The organism is Rhodospirillales bacterium (assembly GCA_016712595.1).
Classification (GTDB): Bacteria; Pseudomonadota; Alphaproteobacteria; order Rhodospirillales; family Defluviicoccaceae; genus Defluviicoccus.
The window spans coordinates 2,406,130-2,428,246 of record JADJQT010000001.1 but is presented as its reverse complement, the minus strand read 5'-3'; the positions used below and the strand labels follow the sequence as shown (position 1 = coordinate 2,428,246).

The 22,117-nt window shown below is 62.2% G+C and carries 20 protein-coding genes; 9 read left to right on the top strand and 11 right to left on the bottom strand.

All coding sequences use genetic code 11. The features are described 5' to 3' along the window. The first annotated feature begins 1 nt into the window (after position 1). From IPK66_10925 to fabZ, 6 genes are all read left to right on the top strand, one after another. Positions 2 to 856, top strand: coding sequence for a phosphatidate cytidylyltransferase (locus tag IPK66_10925; protein MBK8175747.1), 855 nt, complete (start codon positions 2 to 4; stop codon positions 854 to 856). Then, positions 847 to 2,040 carry a 1-deoxy-D-xylulose-5-phosphate reductoisomerase gene (locus tag IPK66_10920; protein ID MBK8175746.1) on the top strand — a complete coding sequence of 398 codons (1,194 nt, stop codon included), beginning with the start codon at positions 847 to 849 and terminating at the stop codon, positions 2,038 to 2,040. Before IPK66_10925 ends, IPK66_10920 begins: the two co-directional genes overlap by 10 nt. A 44-nt stretch (positions 2,041 to 2,084) precedes the next feature. Continuing rightward, positions 2,085 to 3,215, top strand: coding sequence for an RIP metalloprotease RseP (gene rseP, locus IPK66_10915; protein MBK8175745.1), 1,131 nt, complete (start codon positions 2,085 to 2,087; stop codon positions 3,213 to 3,215). An 86-nt stretch (positions 3,216 to 3,301) separates the two neighbouring features. After that, entirely contained in the window at positions 3,302 to 5,521 is a 2,220-nt protein-coding gene (gene bamA, locus IPK66_10910) for an outer membrane protein assembly factor BamA (GenBank protein MBK8175744.1), read from the top strand. Between the two features lie 2 nt (positions 5,522 to 5,523). Further along, entirely contained in the window at positions 5,524 to 6,084 is a 561-nt protein-coding gene (locus IPK66_10905) for an OmpH family outer membrane protein (protein MBK8175743.1), read from the top strand. A 198-nt stretch (positions 6,085 to 6,282) separates the two neighbouring features. Further along, positions 6,283 to 6,750 carry a 3-hydroxyacyl-ACP dehydratase FabZ gene (gene fabZ / locus IPK66_10900; GenBank protein ID MBK8175742.1) on the top strand — a complete coding sequence of 156 codons (468 nt, stop codon included), beginning with the start codon at positions 6,283 to 6,285 and terminating at the stop codon, positions 6,748 to 6,750. Positions 6,751 to 6,935: 185 nt separating this feature from the next. On the opposite strand, the gene gltA is transcribed toward fabZ, so the two are convergent. Together gltA and IPK66_10890 are read right to left on the bottom strand one after the other, a co-directional pair. Continuing rightward, positions 6,936 to 8,261 carry a citrate (Si)-synthase gene (gltA, locus tag IPK66_10895; GenBank protein MBK8175741.1) on the bottom strand — a complete coding sequence of 442 codons (1,326 nt, stop codon included), beginning with the start codon at positions 8,259 to 8,261 and terminating at the stop codon, positions 6,936 to 6,938. A gap of 61 nt (positions 8,262 to 8,322) precedes the next feature. Further along, complete coding sequence (locus IPK66_10890; GenBank protein ID MBK8175740.1) at positions 8,323 to 9,780, bottom strand: glutamate--tRNA ligase; 1,458 nt, start codon at positions 9,778 to 9,780, stop codon at positions 8,323 to 8,325. 650 nt (positions 9,781 to 10,430) lie between these two features. Between IPK66_10890 and IPK66_10885 the strand changes: the two genes are divergently transcribed. The 3 genes from IPK66_10885 to IPK66_10875 are packed head-to-tail and all read left to right on the top strand — an operon-like array spanning position 10,431 to position 12,425. Next, a complete protein-coding gene (locus IPK66_10885; protein ID MBK8175739.1) occupies positions 10,431 to 10,889 on the top strand; it encodes a P27 family phage terminase small subunit in 459 nt (152 codons plus the stop codon). After that, entirely contained in the window at positions 10,846 to 11,730 is an 885-nt protein-coding gene (locus IPK66_10880; GenBank protein ID MBK8175738.1) for a hypothetical protein, read from the top strand. Before IPK66_10885 ends, IPK66_10880 begins: the two co-directional genes overlap by 44 nt. A 20-nt stretch (positions 11,731 to 11,750) precedes the next feature. Beyond that, positions 11,751 to 12,425 (top strand): hypothetical protein, encoded by a 675-nt coding sequence (locus IPK66_10875; protein MBK8175737.1) that lies wholly within the window; start codon positions 11,751 to 11,753, stop codon positions 12,423 to 12,425. Positions 12,426 to 12,562: 137 nt separating this feature from the next. Here IPK66_10875 and IPK66_10870 read toward each other — a convergent pair whose 3' ends face one another. The 9 genes from IPK66_10870 to IPK66_10830 form a co-directional block, all read right to left on the bottom strand. Beyond that, entirely contained in the window at positions 12,563 to 13,339 is a 777-nt protein-coding gene (locus IPK66_10870) for a TatD family hydrolase (GenBank protein MBK8175736.1), read from the bottom strand. Positions 13,340 to 13,394: 55 nt separating this feature from the next. Next, entirely contained in the window at positions 13,395 to 14,942 is a 1,548-nt protein-coding gene (locus IPK66_10865; protein MBK8175735.1) for a methionine--tRNA ligase, read from the bottom strand. 36 nt (positions 14,943 to 14,978) lie between these two features. Continuing rightward, a complete protein-coding gene (locus IPK66_10860) occupies positions 14,979 to 16,118 on the bottom strand; it encodes a DNA polymerase III subunit delta' (protein MBK8175734.1) in 1,140 nt (379 codons plus the stop codon). Positions 16,119 to 16,122: 4 nt separating this feature from the next. Beyond that, positions 16,123 to 16,779 carry a dTMP kinase gene (gene tmk, locus IPK66_10855; GenBank protein ID MBK8175733.1) on the bottom strand — a complete coding sequence of 219 codons (657 nt, stop codon included), beginning with the start codon at positions 16,777 to 16,779 and terminating at the stop codon, positions 16,123 to 16,125. Between the two features lie 6 nt (positions 16,780 to 16,785). Beyond that, a complete protein-coding gene (locus IPK66_10850; GenBank protein MBK8175732.1) occupies positions 16,786 to 17,958 on the bottom strand; it encodes a D-alanyl-D-alanine carboxypeptidase in 1,173 nt (390 codons plus the stop codon). Positions 17,959 to 18,077: 119 nt separating this feature from the next. Continuing rightward, positions 18,078 to 19,151 (bottom strand): septal ring lytic transglycosylase RlpA family protein, encoded by a 1,074-nt coding sequence (locus IPK66_10845; protein ID MBK8175731.1) that lies wholly within the window; start codon positions 19,149 to 19,151, stop codon positions 18,078 to 18,080. A gap of 18 nt (positions 19,152 to 19,169) precedes the next feature. Continuing rightward, entirely contained in the window at positions 19,170 to 20,390 is a 1,221-nt protein-coding gene (locus tag IPK66_10840; GenBank protein MBK8175730.1) for a lytic murein transglycosylase, read from the bottom strand. A gap of 406 nt (positions 20,391 to 20,796) precedes the next feature. Beyond that, positions 20,797 to 21,033 carry a hypothetical protein gene (locus IPK66_10835; GenBank protein ID MBK8175729.1) on the bottom strand — a complete coding sequence of 79 codons (237 nt, stop codon included), beginning with the start codon at positions 21,031 to 21,033 and terminating at the stop codon, positions 20,797 to 20,799. A gap of 323 nt (positions 21,034 to 21,356) precedes the next feature. Beyond that, a complete protein-coding gene (locus IPK66_10830; protein ID MBK8175728.1) occupies positions 21,357 to 21,989 on the bottom strand; it encodes a protein-L-isoaspartate(D-aspartate) O-methyltransferase in 633 nt (210 codons plus the stop codon). Positions 21,990 to 22,117 lie beyond the last annotated feature (128 nt).

The window sequence follows — 22,117 nt, the reverse complement described above, 5'->3', positions numbered from 1 at the left end:
GGTGTTCACCCGCGTCGCCTCCGGAATTGTGTTCGGCGTGCCGGCCCTGCTGATCATCGACTTCGGCTCGCCTTTATTCGAGATCATGGTGGCGACAGCGTCGGCGATTCTCGCCTGGGAGTGGTTTCGGATGTGCGGTGGCGGACGTCCTAAACTCGATGGCATCGTCGGCGTTGGCGTTCTGCTGGCAGCGGTGGTTTGCATCGTTCTCGCCGGCATCGCTCCGGCGATCGGCGTGCTGTTTGCGGGTAGCCTGGTGATGATGCTGGTGATCGGCAGCGGACCCTGGCTTGCAGCGGGCGTGCTTTATCTCGGCTTGCCTTGTCTTGCGCTGCTCTGGCTTCGCAGCGAGCCGTCAAGCGGCCGGGAGATTGTCCTGTGGCTGATCGGCGTGGTCTGGGCGTCGGATATCGGCGCTTACGCCGCCGGACGGCTGATCGGCGGCCCACGGCTCGCACCGAAGATCAGTCCGAACAAAACCTGGGCCGGCCTCGGCGGCGGTATCGCACTCGCCGCGGCGGCAAGCGCGGCGCTGGCTGGAGCGATGGGAGACACCTCGGTTCCGGCCTCCGTACTCATCGGACCTGCGTTGAATACAACGGCATTGAGCAGTGCGGCGCTGACGGGGACGGCGCTTACCGGAGCTGCCCTGACTGGGGCGATGCTGGGCGCGACGGCCCAGGCCGGCGATCTCGCCGAGTCGTGGGTGAAGCGCCGGTTTCAGGTCAAGGATACAGGCACGCTGATCCCCGGACACGGCGGCCTGCTCGACCGGGTTGACGCGCTGCTGGCGGTCGTCGCCGTCGTCGCCGTCATTGCGGCAATCGATAAGGGTGTTTTATTCCAATGGCTATGAGCGCAACCCAGCCGCGCCTGCACACCAGCAGCCGCAGCGTTACCATCCTCGGTTCGACCGGGTCGGTCGGATGCAATACGATCGATCTCCTGCTCCGCCAGCCGGAGGCGTTCACCGTCGAGGCGCTGACCGCCAACCGGAATGTCGCCCTGCTCGCCGAACAGGCGCGGGCATTGCGCCCACGGATGGTGGCGATCGCCGACGAGCGCTTCTACGGCGATCTCAAGGAGGCGTTGCAGGGCACGGGAATCGCTGTGTCGGCGGGGCCGGCCGCGGTCATCGAGGCGGCCTGCGCGCCGGCGGATTGGGTGATGGCCGCGATCGTCGGTGCTGCCGGCCTTGAGCCGACGATGGAAGCCGTGCGTCGTGGCGCGATCATCGGTCTCGCCAATAAGGAATGCCTCGTCTGCGCTGGCGCGCTGATGATGGCCGATATCAAAAAGCACGGCGCAACCCTGGTCCCGGTCGATTCAGAGCATAGTGCGATCTATCAGGTGTTCGATTTCGACAATGCCGACAAGGTCGATCAGATTATTCTGACCGCGTCCGGTGGCCCCTTCCGCACGCTTTCGCGAGAGGCGATGCGCGCGATGACGCCGGCGCAGGCGGTTGCCCATCCGAACTGGGACATGGGAGCGAAGATCTCGGTCGATTCGGCGACGATGATGAACAAGGGCCTCGAACTGATCGAGGCCTTCCATCTGTTTCCGGTTCAGTCGCACCAGATCGAAATCGTGGTTCATCCGCAATCGGTGATCCACAGCCTCGTCGCCTATGTCGACGGCTCGGTTCTGGCGCAGCTTGGACAGCCGGACATGCGCACGCCGATCGCCTACGCGCTGGCCTGGCCGGGCCGCATGGCGGCACCGGCTGCGCGGCTTCGCCTTGCCGAGATCGGCCAGTTGTCGTTTGAGGAGCCAGATGAGGAGCGTTTCCCGGCGCTGCGCCTCGCCCGCGAAGCGCTTCGCCGCGGTGGCGCAGTACCGGTCGTGCTCAACGCCGCCAATGAAATCGCCGTGCAGAGCTTCCTCAATGAAGAGATCGGTTTTCTCGACATCGCCGCCGTGGTCGAACAGGCCATGGGGTGGGCGCCGGTGGGAGCCTTGCAGGCGATCAGCGATGTGATTGACGTCGATCGCGATGCGCGGGCGAGGGCGCTCGAAATCATTCGAACGATGCGCTAAGAGGGATCGCCGATGCCAAGCGCGATGATCAGGCGGAAATCGCGATGAGCTATGTTGTCGACTGGGTCTTGCCGTTTCTCGTCGTTCTCAGCGTGCTCATCTTCGTACACGAACTGGGGCATTATCTGATCGCGCGCGCCTGCGGCGTCATGGTGGAGGTGTTCTCGATCGGCTTTGGACCGGAGTTGTTCGGCTGGACCGATCGCGTTGGTACCCGCTGGAAGGTGAGCGCGGTACCGCTTGGCGGGTACGTCAAGATGTATGGCGAGGAAACCTTCGAGGGCGGTGACGCGGCGGAACCAGGAGAGTCCGTTCCACGTCGCGCCGATCATCTGTCGTTTCGTCACAAGCGGTTGAGCCAGAGGGCGGCGATCGTTGCCGCCGGCCCGTTCGCCAACATTCTGTTCGCCCTCGTCCTCCTCCTCGGGTTGTTCGGATTCGTCGGAGCACCGGCGCCGCTTCCTGTCGTCGGCGTCGTTCAGGAGGGCAGCGCCGCCGCCGTCGCCGACTTTCGGGCGGGCGACCTGATTGTGAAGATCGGCGACGAGCCGATCACTTGGTTCGAGGATCTACGCCGCATCGTCAATGCCAGTCCCGGTGTAGAACTGACGTTCCACGTTGTTCGAGACAGTGCGCCAATTGAAATCGACGCGACGCCGCGGCCGACGACGCAGGCGATCGATGGCGTGGAGCAGACGGTCGGGCTTCTCGGTATCCGCCCGGACCTCGCGCGTGTCGGTTACGAAAGCTTGTCGCCGACGGCGGCGGTGGGGGCGGCGTTCGCCCAGACCTATGCGCTGACGACGCAGATATTCGATGCGCTCGTCAGCATCGTGCGCGGCAGCCGTCCGCTCGACGAACTTGGCGGTCCCCTGCGCATCGCCCAGATTTCCGGCCAAGTCGCCCAAGACGGCCTGATCAATCTGCTCTATTTCATGGCGGCACTCTCGGTCAATCTCGCGCTGATCAACTTCCTGCCCATCCCGGTGCTCGACGGCGGACACTTGTTGCTCTATGCCATCGAGGCGGTCATTCATCGGCCCCTGAACAAGCGCATCATCGAGTATGCATTTCGGGCAGGCATGGTATTCGTCGTCTGTCTGATGCTTCTCGCCACCTGGAACGATCTGATAAACCTTCGAGTCGTGGATTTCTTCCGCAGACTCGTCAGCTAATGACGCAAGGAGAGGAATGGGTGAGAGCGCTCGTCGTTTGGATGTTCGCTGCGCTTGCGTCGTTGGCTGCGCTCGCAATGGGAGGGATGCCATTCGAGGCCCACGCTCAGACAGGCCAGATTATCCATCGGGTCGAAATCGAAGGTGTGCAGCGGATCGAACCCAACACGGTGCGCTCGTACCTGCTCATTCAAGAAGGCGATGCCTACGACGCCGACCGGGTTGACCGATCGCTCAAGAGCCTGTTTGCCACCGGTTTATTCAGCGATGTGACGATTTCCCAGGACGGTGACGTGCTGATCGTAAAGGTCGTCGAAAACCCCATCGTTAACCGCGTCGCCTACGAGGGCAACAAGCGGATCAATGACAAGACGCTGGAATCCGAGGCCATCTTGCGGCCGCGGGTGATCTATACGCGCAGCAAGGCGCAGAGCGACGCACAACGCATCCTGACGCTTTACCGGCAAAGCGGGCGTTTCGCCGCGACCGTCGAGCCGAAGGTGATCACCTTGCCGCAGAACCGGGTCGATGTTGTTTTCGAGATCAGCGAAGGCGGTGTCACCGGTATCGAATCGATTCGCTTCGTCGGCAACAAGGAGTTCAGCGACAGCACTCTGCGGGAGGTGATCCGGACGAAAGAAACGCGCTGGTGGCGGTTTCTCTCCTCGGACGACACCTATGATCCCGATCGCTTGGCGCTTGACCGCGAGCTGCTGCGTCGCTTTTACCTTTCGGAAGGGTACGTCGACTTTCGCGTTCAGTCGGCAGTGGCCGAGTTGACCGCCAGCCGCGATAAGTTTTTCGTGACCTTCACCGTTGACGAGGGTGAGCGCTACCGAGTCGGCAGCGTCGACGTCAAGACGACGCTGCCCGGCCTGGATACGGAGGATGTCCGCGACAGCGTCACCCTCGAAAAAGGCGACTGGTACGACGCCAATCAGATAGAAAAGACGATCGACAAACTCAGTGATGAGATTGCGACGATGGGCTACGCCTTCGTCGAGGTTCGCCCGCGCCTTGATCGCGAACGCGAGCAAAAGCTGATCAACGTCGTCTTTGAGGTTCAAGAAGGCCCGCGCGTCTTCGTCGAACGGATCGACATCAGTGGCAATATCCGGACGATGGACGAAGTCATCCGCCGCGAATTCCGTCTTGTCGAAGGTGATGCGTTCAACGCCGCCAAACTGCGGCGATCGCGCCAGCGCATTCAGGATCTCGATTTCTTCGAAAAGGTGACGGTTGACCAGGTGCCGGGTTCGGCTCCGGACAAGGCTGTCGTCAAGGTTGCCGTCACGGAGAAATCGACGGGATCACTGTCGATCGGCGGCGGCTTTTCCACCGGTAGTGGCTTCCTCGGCGATGTCAGCGTGCGCGAGCGCAATCTGCTTGGCCGCGGTCAGGACCTCCAGGCCAGCCTGCTGTTTGGTCAGAGCCAGCAGCAGGTCGACCTGTCGTTCACCGAGCCGTATTTCCTCGGCAAGGAAATCGCGGCTGGCGGCGATGCGTTCTTCGTTCAAACCGATCGCCAGAGTGAAAGTTCGTTCGATACGACAACGATCGGCGGCGACGTTCGCGCCTCTTATCCGGTGACCGAGCATCTGACGCAGGGATGGCGCTATACCCTGAAGCAGACGGACGTGCGTAACGTTCCGTCCGACGCCTCGATCTACGTCCAGGCGGCGGAAGGCAAGGAGACCTACTCGGAAGTCTCACACTCGCTGACCTACGACCGGCGCGACAGCAAGATCAATCCGACCGAGGGCTATTATTCGAAGCTGACCACGGATGTGGCCGGGCTGGGCGGCTCGGCGAAGTACGTGCGCAATCGCGTCGACGCCGGCTACTATTACCCATTGTCCGAAAAAATCGTCGCCTCGCTCAGTGGCTCGGGCGGATACGTGCACGGCCTCGGCGATGACGTGAAGTTGCTCGACCGGTTTTTCATCGGCGGCAATGAGGTCCGCGGCTTCAGTACCGACGGCATCGGGCCGCGCGACGCCGACACAGACGACGCGCTGGGTGGTCAACTGTTTTACGCCAGTTCACTGCAGCTGACATTTCCGCTGGGATTGCCGCAAGAACTCGATATCCGCGGGCGTGTCTTCACCGACGTCGGTAGTTCCTGGGATCTACCCGAGTCGGGGCCGCTGGTGCAGGACTCCTCAGCGCCGCGTATGTCCGTCGGCACCGGTCTGACCTGGGTCTCGCCGTTCGGTCCCCTCGGCATCGATCTTGGCTTTGCGGTGCTCAAGGAGAGCTACGATAAAACCGAGATCCTTCGCCTGAACTTCGGGACCCGCTTCTAGCCATGATGCGCCGCGCGTTTCTGGGCGCAGCACTCGTCATCACGGCAACAGCGCTTTATCGCCCGGTAGCAGCGCTCGCCGATGCCTCGTCGAACGTCCGTATCGCTGTGCTCGACGTCGATCGCGTGCGCCGGGAGTCGGCTGCCGTTAAGGCAATTCGCGCGCAACTTGGCGGTTATCTTGACGTCTACCGCACCGAGACGCAGAAGGAAGAGCAGGAAATCCGCGCGGGCCAGGAAGAACTGGCGCGAAAGCGCTCTGATCTGTCCGCCGACGGTTACGCCGAAGCGCGCAAGAAACTGGAGGATCGGCTGCTCGAAGCCCAAGAACGCGTCCAACACCGGCGCCAAGCGCTTGAACGCGTCAACACCGAGGCCATGGAGCAGGTCAAACAGGCACTGGAAGCGATCGTCATTGAAATCGCCGACGAGCGGCAACTCGGACTCATCGTCCGCAAGGATCAGGCGGTTTATGCCGCGACATCCCTGGAGATTACCAACGAGGTGCTCGAGCGGCTTGATCGCCGGCTGCCAAAGGTGCAGATCTCCGACCCCGGTGGTTGAGCGACGGGTTTCGCGCTCGGGCACCGGTGAGGTATAAGGAGCAAGCCCGTGAAGGAGCGAGCCGTATGGTGATCGTGTGCGGAGGAGGGATTTGCTAGAGTCCGCGTCAGATGATCGGCGAAGGTCCGCGCAACGAACTGGCATGACGACGCCGTTCAGCAGGGGCTGGCGAAAGGGAAGGGTGAAGGTAAGAATAAAATGGATGCTGATGCAAAAATCATGACCGGCGAAGTCATTGACCTTCACGGCATTCAGCGGATGATCCCGCACCGGTATCCGATGCTGATGATCGAGAAAATGGTGGACGTCGTTCCGAACGTCCGCGCTACAGGGCTGAAGAACGTCAGCATTAATGAATGGTTCTTTCAGGGTCACTTTCCCAGCGAGCCGGTCATGCCGGGGGTGTTGATCATCGAGGCGATGGCGCAGACGGCGGCGGTGCTGGTGGTCAAGACCCTGGGGCCGGAGAAGGAAGGACGCCTGACCTACTTTATGTCGATCGATCAGGCCCGGTTCCGAAAGCCGGTCGTTCCCGGCGATACCATACGCATCCTGGTTGAAAAACAGCGCCATCGCGGTTCGGTATGGCGCTTCAGTGGTTGTGCGCAGGTGGATGGAACCACGGTCGCCGAGGCCGTCTATACGGCAATGATCCGCGACAGCTAGACCACGCCCCACAAACCACGTTCTGCGAAGCGTGCTTCATGGTGGCTATGTAACGCAGCCGGCCTTCAGCGCCCCTCAATGGGCGACTTGAAACGCGCCATCCGGGCGGCGATTCAGATCAAGGGACAAGGCGGGGCAGGGCGGCGGGCCAGCGATGGCGGCCGGAGCCGCCATACGCCTTACGTTCAGCCGCGCTCGGCAAGATGCCGAAAATCACGACGAGCCGGACCGGCGTAGAGCTGACGCGGCCGGCCGATCTTCTGCGTTGGATCCTCGATCATCTCGTTCCACTGGGCAACCCAGCCGACGGTGCGCGCGACCGCGAACAGGACGGTGAACATCGATACGGGAATGCCCATCGCCCGGAAGATGATCCCGGAATAGAAGTCGACGTTCGGATAAAGCTTCTTGCTGACGAAGTAATCGTCGTCGAGAGCGATCCGCTCGAGCTCCATGGCCAGATCGAGCAGGGGCTCATCGCGTACGCCCAGTTCATCCAGCACTTCGTTGCAGGTCTGGCGCATGATCCGGGCGCGGGGATCGTAGTTGTGATAGACGCGGTGACCGAACCCCATGAGCCGGAACGGATCGTCCTTGTCCTTGGCGCGCTTGACGTAGTCGGGAACCCGGCTCTTATCGCCGATCTCCGCCAGCATTTTCAGCACCGCCTCGTTGGCGCCGCCGTGGGCGGGACCCCACAGCGAGGCAATGCCGGCGGCGATGCACGCGAACGGGTTGGCGCCGCTCGATCCGGCGAGGCGGACGGTCGAGGTCGAGGCGTTCTGCTCGTGATCGGCGTGCAGGATGAGGATGCGGTCCATCGCCTTGGCGAGCACCGGGTTGACCTTGTAAGGCTCGCACGGCGTCGAGAACATCATGTGCAGGAAGTTCTCGGAATAGCGCAGATCGTTGCGCGGATAGATGAACGGCTGTCCGAGCGAATACTTGAATGCCCACGTCGCCAGCGTCGGCATCTTGGCGATCATCCGGTAGGAGGCAATCATCCGGTGACGCGGATTGGTGATGTCCGTCGAGTCGTGGTAAAAGGCCGAAAGCGCGCCGACCATGCCGACCATCACCGCCATTGGGTGCGAATCGCGGCGCAGCCCCTCGATGAACTTGTGCATCTGTTCGTGCACCATCGTGTGGTAGGTGATGTCATGCTCGAACTTGCGCTTTTGTTCGGCTGTCGGCAGGTCTCCATAGAGCAGCAGGTAGCAGACTTCCATGAAGTCGGAGTGCTCCGCGAGATTCTCGATCGGGTAGCCGCGATAGAGCAGGACACCTTTGTCGCCATCAATGTACGTGATCGACGATTCACAACTTCCGGTCGAGGTGTAGCCGGGATCGAAGGTGAAGTAGCCGGTATCGGAGTAAAGCTTGCGAACGTCGATCACGTCCGGACCCGTCGTGCCCTTGAGCACGGGCAGTTCATAGCGACGACCGTTCGCATTGTCGATCAGCGTGACGGTGTGATTGCTGGACTCGGGAGCCGATGGCGTCTCACTCATCAGTAACGTTCCCTTCGTTAATCAAACATCAGAGCATTCATCAAGAGACGGCCGTCTGCGGTCATTGGACCGGCACTGCGGTATCGTCCGCGCATGGCGTCGTGTCTTGCGGGTTCAATACGTCATCAAGTCTGGTAAGCGTTTCTTTCTGACCTAGGATTTGCATGACCTCGAAGACCGGCGGAGAGACGGTCGTGCCCGTCAGCGCGGCGCGCAGTGGCTGCGCGACCTCCTTCAGTGGCACCCCCCCGTCCTTCACGTCCGTGGCGTAACGCCGAACCCGATCTTCGATGCTGGCCGCCGTCCATGCCGCGGGATCGTCCAGCACACCGCGAAGCCGCTGCAGGTGGGCTCGGGCCGTATGTGTCAGCAAGGCACGAGCCGCCGGGGACAACGCGATCGGCGAGTCCACGGCGTAGAATGCCGCGGCTTCGGCCAGCTCGACGATCGTTTTCGCCCGCTGGCGCAAGGCATCGATGCCGAGCCGGATTCGCTCCCGACCTGCGGGAGCGATTTCGCGGCCCAGCCGCTTCGCCAGTTCGGCAATCGCAAGGTCGGCGATCCGTCGTGGATCACTCCCGCGCATATAGACGCCGTTCAGATTTCCGAGCTTGGCGAAATCAAACCGTGCGGCGGAGCGGCCGACCGCGGGCAGATCGAACCAAGCGACAGCCTCGTCACGCGAGATGACCTCGTCGTCGCCGTGACTCCAGCCGAGGCGCAACAGGTAGTTGCACAGCGCCTCCGGCAGAAAGCCTTGATCCCGATACGCATCAACACCGAGCGCTCCATGCCGTTTGGACATCTTCGCGCCATCCGGGCCGTGGATCAGCGGGACGTGAGCAAATTCCGGCACCGTCCAGTCCAGCGCGCGATAGAGCTGGTACTGGCGAAAAGCGTTCGATAGGTGGTCGTCGCCGCGAATGACGTGGGAAATTCCCATGTCGTGATCGTCAACCACCACCGCGAGCATGTAGGTCGGTGAGCCGTCGGCCCGCAGCAGAACCATGTCGTCGAGCTGGCTATTGGCAACGGTCACGTCTCCCTGCACGAGGTCATGGATGCTCGTTTGCCCGGTCTCAGGCGCGCGCAGGCGAATGACGGGGTCGACGCCGGGTGGCGCCTCGGTGAGCTGCCGGTCGCGCCAGCGACCATCGTAGCGAAAGGGCCTGCCCTCGGAGCGGGCGCGCTCGCGCATCTCGGCGAGTTCGTCGACGCTGGCGTAACAGCGGTAGGCTTTGCCTGATGCAAGCAGAGCCTGCACCACCTCCACATGGCGAAGCGCGCGAGACGACTGAAAGACAGGGGCCTCGTCCGCGTCGAGTCCAAGCCAGCGAAGGCCATCAAAGATCGCCGCGACGGCTTCGGGCGTAGAGCGCAGCTTGTCGGTATCCTCGACACGCAGCAGAAACCGGCCGCCATGGTGGCGGGCAAAAAGCCAATTGAACAACGCGGTTCGCGCGCCGCCGATATGCAAAAAGCCAGTTGGCGAGGGAGCAAAACGCGTAACTACCGACATATCATCCGAGCCTTGGGGTGCACCGCAGCGAGATGGCAGACGTCTATCACATTTCGTCGGACGTGACACCGTAGCAACGGGACCGTTTGCGCATATTGACGGTCGTCGCAGGGCAGCTCGTTCCGACTTGAACGCCTTGCTAGCAGGGCAGGGGATTACGGCCGATAAGCTTCGAGCGGGGAAAGTTTTTAGGTTTTTCACCCAAAAGGGTACATACTAACATTCATCATGTTGAAATGTAAGCATAATGACTCGGTTGTGCCAGATGATAAGCTATGTCAAAATGTTCAAGGTATGAACATGGCGCAATGCCCTGGGGGTGAGTGGGTGGTAAGATCTTCCAAATTGATTAGAAAATCTAAATATAGAAACAACAATAAATTTAAAAATCGCATAATTATAAAAATATTTATCCGCATATATGTATAAATTATCATTTATATTGTGCATATACTAAAAGTATCAAGAAATATAATATATTAGATATTTTATCTAAAAAACTAGATAAGTGTTTTTTGAATAAATTGCAAAAATAAATATAGACTAATTATTATCATTTACCGCAGATATTATATATTATTTTTTGATATTAGGAGGTAACGTAGATAAATAACGCATGTGCTGGCATGTTTTAGCAAAGAGGAAGCGCGATGAGCACGGATACGATCAAGATCGTGAATGCCCGTTCGACACGGCCGATCGCGGTGGCGGTTGAAGGCGGCTTCCGGCAAACACCAACGCAGGTTAAGCCGACGACGCTCGCGCCACCCAGCATTCTCATGGACGAGATCGCCCACGAAGAATGGGAACGCGTCTCGGACTATCTGTGTGGGGAGCGCAAGCTATCGATGGCGCATCGATCGCTGCTGGTGGGGTACTGCAACGCGGTCGCCCGGGCCATCCGGGCTGAGCGCATCCTCGCCGCCGAGGGGCGGTATTACGAGACGAAGACACGGAGAGGCTTCGTTCTTCGCCGTCGCCATCCGGCGGCACAGGATGCGGAAGAGGGCTGGACGTCGGCGCGGCACCTGGCGAAACAACTTGGCTTGACAGGAGGAAATCCGGGTGAGCAGCAAGGTCCGGATCCCAGGCGGCGCGTGTTCAAGTAACGTCGATTGGTACGAACAGTCCGACGCAGAACGCGCGGTTCTGTTCATTCAGGAATTCTGCCGGCATGTGAAAGGCCCGCGCGCCGGTGAACGGCTGCGGCTTGAGCCGTGGCAACACGACGTCGTTTGCAGACTGTTCGGCTGGAAACGGCCGGACGGCTTGCGCCGCAATCACTACGCGTGGCTCGAGATGCCGCGTAAGGCGGGCAAGAGCACATTTGCCGCCGCCATAGCCCTTTACATGCTGATGGTCGATCCGGAGCCCAGCGCCGAAATCATTATCGCGGCCGCCAACGCCGAGCACGCCAACATCTGCTTCAATCTCGCCCGTGCGATGATTGAGCAGGATCCCGATCTTGCGGCAGTCTGCTCGGTTTCCAAGCGTCGCATCGTCTATAAGGACGCCTACATGCGCGTCGTCTCGTCGCGCAACGAGGCCAGCCACGGGCGCAACATTTCCTGTCTTATCTTCGACGACGTCTGCCTGCAGGGTACACGCGAGTTGCACGATACGCTGATCACCAGCATGGCGGCCCGGGCGCAACCTTTGACCGTTTATCTGACGTCGGCGGGCTCTGAGCGGACCTCCCTCGGCTGGGAACTCCACGACTATGCAACGAAGGTCGCATCCGGACAGATTGACGATACGGCCTGGCTGGTGCGGACGTTCGGAGCATCGCCGGACGACGACTGGACCGATCCGGCGGTTTGGCGCAAAGCCCACCCGGGAATCGGCGTCAGTGTCTCCGAGGACTTTATCCAGCAGGAATGCCTGCGCGCCCAGCAGACGCCGGGCTTCATCGCCAGCTTCCGTCAGCTCTATTTGAATGTCTGGGGGTAGAGCGCTCGCGCTGGCTCGATATGGATAGATGGGACACGTGCGCCTGCCCCAGGGTCGACGCCCGCGCTCTCGCCGGGCGCGCCTGCCGGGCCGGTCTCGATCTCAGCACGACGACCGATCTCTCCGCGCTCGTCCTCGTGTTCGATGACGATGATGGCGGCTACACCATCTTGCCGTTCGCATTTTGCCCGGGTGAGACGATCGAGGAACGCCAACGTCGCGACCGTGTGGATTACGTCTCCTGGCGGGAAAACGGACATCTGATCGCGACCGAGGGCAACAGCATCGATCACCTCGTTATTCGCAGGAAGATCCTCGAACTCGCCGAGGTCTACAATATCCGCGAGCTGGCGTTCGACCGCTGGAACTCGTCGATGCTGATCAATCTGCTGGTCAACGACGGGGTGACCTGCGTGCCGGTGGCTCAGAGTAACGGCGCGATGAACGCGCCGGCACGCGAGCTCGAGCGCGTGCTGGCCGAGCAGACCTTGCGCCACGGCGGCCATCCGGTCCTGCGATGGTGCGCCGAAAACGCGGTCGCGCACATTGATACGTCCGGCGATATCCGCCCGAGCAAGTCGAAGAGTATCGAGCGCATCGATCTGCTCGTCGCCACGCTGATGGGGATTTCCCGTCACCTTGTGGCACGCTGGTCGGAGCAGGCGAAAGGCGGGACAGTCGCGGCGATACCGTGAGTCTTCAGGCCGTAAGCCTCAGGTAGGCCATATGGCGCAGTTGACGCAGCGCAGGAAAGCCTGCGCATGATTGCCGTATAATATGTATTATGATAAATAATATCGGCGCGACAATTATTTTCCGGCCCGCCTACCTTTCAGAACGCCGCCCGGGTGAACAGGCGCGAGAAGTTCGCGGTTGTCACCGCAGCCAGTTCGGCCTCGTCCATGCCGCGGTTCGCGGCGAGTACAGCCAAGGTCTCGATGACGAACGCCGGCTCGTTGCGCCGTCCGCGCATTGGCACCGGCGCCAGATACGGCGCATCGGTCTCCACCAGCAGGCAGTCCAGCGGCAGGCGCGCGGCGATGGCGCGAAGCGCATCGGTCTTCTTGAAGGTCAAAATCCCCGAAAACGAAATACAAAAGCCAAGACCAACCGCGACATCAGCGAGTTCCGGGCCTGAGCTAAAACAGTGCAGCACACCGGTGAACGCACCTTGGCGGTGCTCCTCGCACAAAATCTCCGCCATGTCGGTGTCGGCGTCGCGGCTGTGCACGATCAGTGGCAGGCCGCTGATTCGAGCAGCCGCGATGTGAGCACGGAACGTTGCGATCTGAACGTCTTTCGCGCTTTTATTATAAAAGTAGTCGAGCCCACATTCACCAATGCCGGCGACCTTGGGATGGGCGGCAAGTTCGATGAGTTGCGCAGCCGAGACCCCCGCCTCGGTCGCCGCGTCGTGCGGATGTACCCCGACGCTGCAAAAAACGTCCGCGTGCGCCTCGGCGATGGCGCGTACCTGAGGAAAGTCGCGAAGCGAGGTCGCGATGGTCAAAAACCCCGTGACCCCGGCGCGACGCGCGCGATCGAGAATGGCATCGACCTCGTGGGTGAACTCCGCGTGATCGAGATGGCAATGGCTGTCGATCAGCATGTCGGAGTCGAACTCCTTCTCATGGGATCACGGGTGGCCGGACGGTCCTCGGCGATTACGGCTTGTCGACAAATCGTGGAAACACACCCGTCGGTGTTGGCAGAAGCGTTCCCGGCAACATTGCGTGGTCGACATCGATGGTAGCGAAGCTGCGTTGCTCGACCGGTACGCAGAGCTGGTCAAGCAGCTGAGCCGCAGCCCCCGGCATGAATGGCTGGGTCAGGATCGCAAGGCGCCGCAGCGTTTCGACTGCGACGAACAGCACCGTTTGCATTCGCGCCGGATCGGTCTTGCGCAATGTCCATGGCGCCTGTTTGGCGACGTATCCGTTGGCAACGGAAACCACCTCCCACATCTCTACCAGGGCCGTGTGCGGTGCCTGCCGGTCGAGGTTGGCGCGCATTGCTTCGAGCAGCCCGGACGCCGCGTCAAGCAGATCGCGGTCGGTTTCCGAGAAGCCGGCGGGAATCGGAACCCGGCTGGCGCAATAGCGGCCGATCATCGAGAGGACGCGCTGGGCCAGATTGCCGAGATCATTGGCGAGATCACCATTGATCCGACCGACCATCGCCCGGTGGGAAAAGTCGCCGTCCTGGCCGAACGGCACCTCGCGCAGCATGAAATAACGAACTGGATCGAGGCCGTAGCGCGCGACCAGGTCCTTCGGATCAATCACGTTACCGAGGGACTTCGAGATTTTTTGGCCCTCGTTTGTCCACCAGCCGTGGGCGAAGACGCGCCGTGGCGGCGGCACGTCGGCCGCCATCAACAACGCCGGCCAGTAGACCGCATGAAAGCGCAGAATGTCCTTGCCGACGATATGCACATCAGCGGGCCAATAGCGGACAAACTTGGGATCGCTCATGTCCGGATAGTTGACGGCGGTAATGTAGTTGGTCAATGCGTCGAGCCAGACGTACATCACGTGCGCCGGATCACCCGGGACCGGGATTCCCCAGTTGAATGTCGTGCGGGATACTGACAGGTCCTGCAGACCCCCCCGCACGAAACTGATGACCTCGTTGCGCCGTGCCGACGGCAGGATGAAATCCGGCTGCTCTTCGTAGAACGCCAGCAGCCGGTCCTGCCACGCGGACAGACGGAAAAAGTAGCTCGGCTCCTCGACCCAGTCGACCGGTGCCCCGCTGGGCGCCACCCATGCCCCCGCCGCGTCCTTGACCAGTTCGCTTTCAGCGTAGAACGCCTCATCGCGCACGGCATACCAGCCGGCGTAGGTCTCAAGATAGATCTGGTCGCGGGCAACCAGGGTGTTCCATAGCGCCGTACACGCCCGCTTGTGCCGCTCTTCGGTCGTGCGAATGAAATCGTCGTTCGAAAAACCCATCGAGCGCGCCAGCTCTTGGAAATTCGCCGAAACGCCATCGGTGAAGTCCTGCGGGCTGACACCCGCCGCCGCCGCCGCCTTCTGCACCTTCTGGCCGTGTTCGTCCGTTCCGGTGAGAAAATGGACATCATAGCCGTCGAGACGCTTGAAGCGTGCGAACACGTCGCAGGCAAGCGTCGTATACATGTGCCCTATGTGGGGCACGTCGTTGACGTAGTAGATGGGCGTCGTGATGTAGAAGCGGGGCCGTTCGGTCATCTCGCTGCCATCGCCTGGGAACGAATTATGATTGTATTATCCGGCGGATAGGATGCGCAATTCGCGCTGAAGCGTAAGCAGAATCAACGTCAGCACCTGTGCCCGGTCCAGGTTTCCGGCGGCGGCGCTTTGCGCCAGTTGTTGCGACTTGTCCCATACCTGCAGCCAGCGATCAAGAGGGGCGCGGGCGCAAAGGGCGCGAAGCAGCGCGGTGTCGCCGACACGATCGTCTCCACCTCCCCGCTCCCTCCCGCTCTCATCGCGGCTCGCCGCCTCGGCAATCCGCCGTAACCACCAGAACAGCACCTCCATCGCCACGCCAAAGCCCTCGTCATCGACGGGAAGGGGCGGATCGGCGGCAAATGCCAACAGGGTGTTCGCGGTCGCGCCGGGAATGCCGGGAAGGTTTGAAACGTCGGTGAAAAAGCCGCGGAGCGCCCGTTCGGACGCGAGGCCGCCGTGGCGGGCGAACTGCAGCACGCGCCCGATGCTGCCGTCGGCCAGCGCGCACAAGCCGGCGATATCCTCTCGCGCCATCTCGGGCAGGAACTGGCCGGCGAGGAGTTGTAAGACGTCATTGCTCAGGGGCTGCAGCAGCAGCCGGCGGCAGCGCGAGCGGATCGTCGCCGAGACCAGCGCAGGCCGGTGAGCAATAAGCAATATCAGGCATTTATCGCTCGGTTCTTCAAGTGTCTTGAGAAGAGCATTGGCGGCGTTGCGGTTCATCTCGTCGGCCGAATCGACGATGACCAGGCGCCAGCCGCCCATCGCCGGCGAGGAGGAAAGAAAGGTGGCGATCCGGCGTACGTCATCGACAATGATTTCCGCGCGGATCCGTCCGCGCGTTTCGTCGAACGCCCGCTCGATGCTCAGCAGATCGGGGTGCGTCGCCGAGACAATCCAGCGGCTCTCTTGCGTCTCCTGCGCGCCACCGTCGGCACTCCCGGTACCAGCCAAGCCGCCCCCCCTCGCTCCCCCCAGCAGGACGCGCGCCACGCGGTAGGCGAGCGTCGCCTTGCCGATGCCGCGCGGCCCGCAGATGAGCAACGCCTGCGGCAGCTGGTCTCGTTCGATCCAGCGGCTGACCCGCGCCCAGGCCGCGTCATGGCCAATCAGGTCAGGACTGCTGCGCGGATGTGGCGCGGGAAACGCGGCAGGTTTGCGACTCGCCGCCATCGAATCAGCCGGCAAAGCCGATGTTTAGATGGGTGCGCACCGCCTTGCGAATGCAGTCATGCACGCGCTGCGGATCGGGCGCCGCGTCGATGACGACATAAGGGCGTATCGCTCGGGCGGCACGCTGGAGAAACGCCTCGCGGACGCGGGCGTGAAACGCCGCGTCCATCCGCTCGTAGCGATCGCCTTGCGGTGAGCGGGCGGCGGCGCGGGTCAGCGCATCGCCCGAGTCCATATCGAGCAGCATGCTCAAATCGGGCGCGAAATCACCGATCACCAGCTCCCGCAGGCTCTCGATCCACTGCGCATCGAGCGCAAGGCCGGCGCCCTGGTACGCGTGGGTCGAATCGGCGAAGCGATCACAGACGACCCAGCAGCCGCGCATGAGCGCCGGACGGATCGATCGCTCAATGTGCTCATGGCGGGCGGCATAGTGCAGCAGCGCTTCGCTCGCCGGCAGCCATCCCTTGGCGGGGGGATCATCGACCAGCAGGCGCCGCAGCATTTCGGCACCGGGCGCGCCGCCCGGTTCACGGGTGAGGACGACTTTGATACCTTCACCGGCCAACGCCTCGGCCAGCAGCCGAGCCTGGGTCGACTTGCCCGTCCCCTCCCCGCCTTCAAAGACGATCAGCTTGCCGCGATCCACTTCGATCGCCACCGGACCCTATGGAATCAGCGGGTCAACGACGCTCCGCAGCGCCGCCACCATCCGACCGAACAGGCCCAGCTTAGCAACATCGGCAGCGGCGACGAGCGGATGCTCGACCGGTGGCATGCCGGGAACGCTCACGGTCAACATCGCGATCTGGTCGCCCTTTGCGATCGGTGCCGGAACCGGCCCGTCGTAGGCCACCGAAACCTTCATTTGGTCGCGGGCACGCCGGGGTACGGTTACGATCACGTCGTCTTGGGTCGTGAGCGGCACCGTGTCCTCCTCGCCGAGCCAGACATCGGCGGAATCCGTATTCTCGCCCGCCTTGACCAGAGTTACGTTCTCAAACTCGCGAAAGCCGTAGTCGAGCAGGCGCTCGGATTCCTCCGAGCGCGCCTGCATGCTCGGCAGATCGGTGACGACCAGGATCAACCGGCGGCCATCCCGCACGGCTGAAGCGGTCAGGCAGTAGCCCGCGGCCTGGGTATGCCCGGTCTTCAGGCCATCGACGCCGATATCCTTATACAGCAAAGGATTGCGGTTGCCCTGCTTGATGCCGTTATAGGTGAACGTCTTCTCGCTATAGAAGTGGTAGTACTCTGGAAAATCCTTGATCGTCCGCTCCGCCAGAATCGACAGGTCGCGGACCGTCATCCGGTGTTCCGGATCGGGAAGGCCGGTGGCGTTGCGGAAGGTCGAGTGCTGCAGGCCGATCTCCTTCGCCTTGCGGGTCATCGCCTCGGCGAGCGCCTCCTCGCTGCCGAACAACCCTTCCGCGGCAACGATCGAAGCATCATTGCCGGACTGGACAATAATTCCCTGAATCATGTCCTCGACCTTCACCCGTTCGCCGAGCTTGAGGCACATGGTCGAGCCGTCGCTGACGCAGCCGCCCGTTCGCCACGCGTGCTCGCTCACCGGAAACGTATCTTCGAGGCTCAATTTGCCCGACCGCAACCGATCGAAGATCATGTAAACCGTCATGATCTTGCTCATCGAGGCTGGCGGCATGAGTTCGTCGGCATTCTTTTCGAACAGAACGGCGCCGGTTTGCGGGTCGATGAGGATCGCCTCGCGCGCCATCGTTTCGATGGCGGCCGATGGTGATGCGGACAGACTGGCGAAACCAATCGCGAGCAGGGCAACGAGGCCGGCGGAACCGGCGCGCAAACGCAACAAAGGCATATGGAAGAGTTCCCTCACTGGGTTTATGGCGGATCGTCGCCGCGAACTTTCGTCGTCCCCTCGCTCGTGGCGCGGTTTGGAGAGACGACGTCTCCCGATCGGCTTGCCGTCGCGCCCGTTCATTCGCTGACCAATCGACAGTCGGGGAAACCCGCGCGACTGACCGATGCCAGAACCTGCCCGGCATCGGCGTCGGCGCGCAGCGGGCCGACGCGCACGCGGAGCAGGTCGCGGCCGTTCACCCGCGACGGGCTCACCACGATCGGGCCGATCGGCGACAAACGTGCGCCGGCCCGCGCCGCACGCTCTGCATCGGCGAACGCGCCCGCCTGGACATATAACGACTGCGCTTGGGCAAGCGGAGCGTAGCGCGCGCGCCCTGAGGGCACATCGACCGGCGGCGCCGCTGCGGTGTTGGCTCGCGGCGAGGCCGGCGCCGACGTTTCGATCACCATCGAATCTGCCAGCGGCGGTGCGTCGGCGTACGCCACCGTTGGTTCCGCGTCCGACGGAGGCATCGACGACGGCGCGGCCAGCGCCATGGATGATACCGGCGCCGGCCCGATTGGGGCGGGCGCTGATGTCTGCGCTGGTGTCTCGGGCAGCGATGCGACCGCCACCGGTGGATCGGCCGGGGCACCGAGGGCTTCGGCCAACTGGCGGCTCTCATCTCCGACGACCTCGACCCGCACAGATGCCGTGCCGTTGGTGTAAAAGCCGAGGAGCTGTGCGGCGCGGCGGGAGACGTCAATGATCCGCTCGCCGACGAACGGACCGCGGTCGTTCACCCGCAGTTTGATGCTGCGCCCGTTCTCGAGGTTGGTCACGCGCACGATGCTGGGCAGGGGCAGCGTCTTGTGCGCGGCCGTCAGGTCGTTCATGTCGTAGGTTTCGCCGTTGGCGGTCGCGCGGCCATCGAAGCCCGGGCCATACCAGGATGCCACACCCACCGCGGAATAATCGTAGTCGACCTGCGGGTAATACCAGACACCCTTGACCTGATAGGGGTTACCGACCTTGTAGCCGCGCGCCTTGGAGGTCGCCGCGACGGTGTCGGCGGACTCGCGCGGCGTACCGGCGCATCCAGCCGCGAGCATCGCGGTCAACAACAGACCGCAGCTTCCCATCGCCGTGCGCACACGGCGGGCAAGCGACACGGCCGCGCCAACGTTCCGGGTCTGCCCTGCTTTCATCCGCCGCCTCCCGTTCGCCTATGGGTCTGAGCGAACCCGAAGCTGGCGAAGCAGCTCGGGATCTGGATAACCGTCCGCCGGCAGGTCCGCGCTTTTCTGAAACAAGCGGATCGCCCGGCGCGTCTGTTCGCCAACGACACCATCCGCCTCGCCCGCGGCGAAGCCAAGGCCGACGAGTCGGGACTGGAGTTCGACGACATCATAGCGGCTCAGCGTTTCCTCCTCGGCCGGGCGCGGCGTTTGCAGGGGACCACCGCCAGCGAGTTCGTCGGAGAGAATGCCGACTGCGAGGGCGAATAACGCCGAATTGTTCCAGGCCAGCAGGGCGCGAAAATTGTCATAAACGAGGAACGCAGGCCCTTTTGCTCCCGCCGGCAGCAGGATGGAGCCGGTCAGTGCGCGCAACGGCAGGTCCCGGCCATCGATCTGTCGAACGCCCAGTCGCTGCCATTCCTCCAGCGGCTTGCGCTCATCCAATCCGGTTTCGGCAAAATCGAAAGCCGAAGGCAAGAGCACCTCTTGCCCCCAGCCCGCCGACCGCTCCCAGCCGCTCAGCGCCAGGTAGTTGGCCGCCGAGGCGAAGACGTCGGCGACGTCGCCTTGCAGGTCTCGCCGTCCATCGCCATCGAAGTCGACGGCGTAGCGGCTGAACGTCGTCGGCATGAACTGCGGCTGACCAATGGCGCCAGCCCAGGAGCCACGGACATCGCCCGGCACGTCGCCCTGGTTGATCAGCGCCAGCAGTGCAAACAGCTGGCTGCGGAACAGGGCGCTACGCCGGGAATCAAAGGCCAGCGTCGCCAGTGACGAGGCAACGTCGAAATCGCCTTGCGCCCGTCCGTAATCACTCTCCATGCCCCACAGGGCGACAATAATCCGCGGCTGCACACCGTAGCGCTGATAGACCTCGTCAAGGAGGGTTTCATACGTCGACAGCAGCCCCTCGCCAATAGCAACCCGGCCGGGAGTCACACGAGCATCGACGTAGCGCCAGAATGTCTGGACAAGTTCCGGCTGGCGCTGATCGAGTTCGATGACCCGATCGACCAGTTGAATCCGCGCGAGCGTATCGATGACGGCGGGAGCGGTGAGCCCACGTTGCGCAGCTTCGCTCCGCACCTCCTCGAGCCAAGCATCGAAGTCCGACGATTGCGCGCACGCCGGCTGCGCGCCGGAGATGAGCATCACCGACGCCGCAATCGCCAACTGGCGCACGGAGAACTGTCTCGATCTCGTCACAGGGTTGGTCCGTCGGCAACTGCCAAGCTGAAGAATCCTTCTGCCACAGCGGGAAGGACATGACAATCGCCTCGGATCGGAGCCAGCGAGGCTTTCCAGCAACCGTGGGCCGATTGTCATTATCGCCGTCGCCACGCCGTTGCAAGAAGCGCGCAGTCGCTGGTGATTAGCCTGTCGCATTGATCTATCGGGCGAACCCAGGTACGCGACAGCCGACGCGACTTGCTGCGCGAGGCGGCTTGACGCTTGGCAAGAATGATGACGCTCGCCCCGGACTTATGGCATCGATTCGCTTTGCCGCCGCCGCGGACCACGTTCTTCGTCGCGCTCGCTCATCTGTCGCGCGCCCGTCGCAACCCGTTCGGCGCTGTTTTCTCGCCTGCCGGTGTCGTCAACGCCAGTGTCGTCAAAATGTGCTGGGGATAATCCGTTCGACGACGAAGCCGTCCTCCGGCGGAAACCGTTCGGCAATCAGCGAGCATGCCTCGTTTTCGTCGCGGGCGACGACGTCCCGCACCTGCGGCCGCGCCCAGTGGCGGCCGAAGAAATCGTGCTGGCGACGGCTCTCGGCCGAAGCGCGCACTTCAGCATTGTATAGCTGGACGTGGTAAACCTTGTAGCCGTTGTTCGGCAGATTAAGCATTCGTAACGACCCATGCCTCACCCGCGTCTTTGCGCGGGCTGGTTTTGGATAGGGTCCATGTCCCTCCCTGACCGTCCCGAACGGCTTGCCACGGTCAGTAAATCTAATCACAAAGCCACCCCAGACGACAAAGTGTTTTTTCGCCTAAGACGCTACGTATCGACAAATACGCTGGTTTTTACGCGTACAGCTTCGGCGAACAGTGCGAATGGCTAGCACTTGAATTGAAAGCATTTATCATTGCACTGTAGCGATCAGTGGCAAACTATCCACACAATCATGGGTAACGGTGACGAACGTCGCCCTCTGCTTGCGCCCGGCGTTCAGAGCCCCGATTCCAGAACGGCGAAGCGCACCGGCATAATCTCCTTCATGCTAATGCGGCCACCCTTGGCCTTTTCGACCAGCATCAGGACTTGGGCGTCGGCCATTCCCGCAGGGATCACCATCCGTCCGCCCGGCGCCAGTTGGCCGAGAAGCGCCGCCGGCACGAGTTCCGAAGCGGCACAGACAAGAATGCGATCGAAGGGTGCGTGTTCCGGCCAGCCGTTCTGGCCATTGCCGATCTTGAGCGTGACTCCTTCGCAGCCGCACGTCTCCAGCCGCTTCACCGCCTGTGCGGCGAGTTCTTCTACGATCTCGATCGTGAATACCTGTGCCGCCAGCGCGGCGAGGATCGCCGTATGGTAGCCGAGCCCGGTGCCGACCTCGAGAACCCGGTTCTCCGGCGCGATCTCAAGCAGATCGGTCATCAGGGCGACGATGAACGGTTGGGAGATCGTCTTGTCGCAGCCGATCGGCAGCGGCTGATCGGCATAGGCATAAGCGGTGAGTTCAACCGGCACGAACTCGTGTCGGGGGACCCGACCCATGACGTCGAGAATCCGCGAATCGATTGCCTCTTTGCCGATCTGCTCGCGCGCATGAAAGGCGTGAGCGCCGATGATCTCCAGCATCTGCCGCTGCATCACCGCTATCAGACTCTCAGCCATCGCAACCCCCGCCGTCGCCGGTCGAAAGTATAGCAGAATCCGCCGTCGATGGGACGTCCCCCGCCTCCGGTCGACAGGACCAAGGCGGGGGG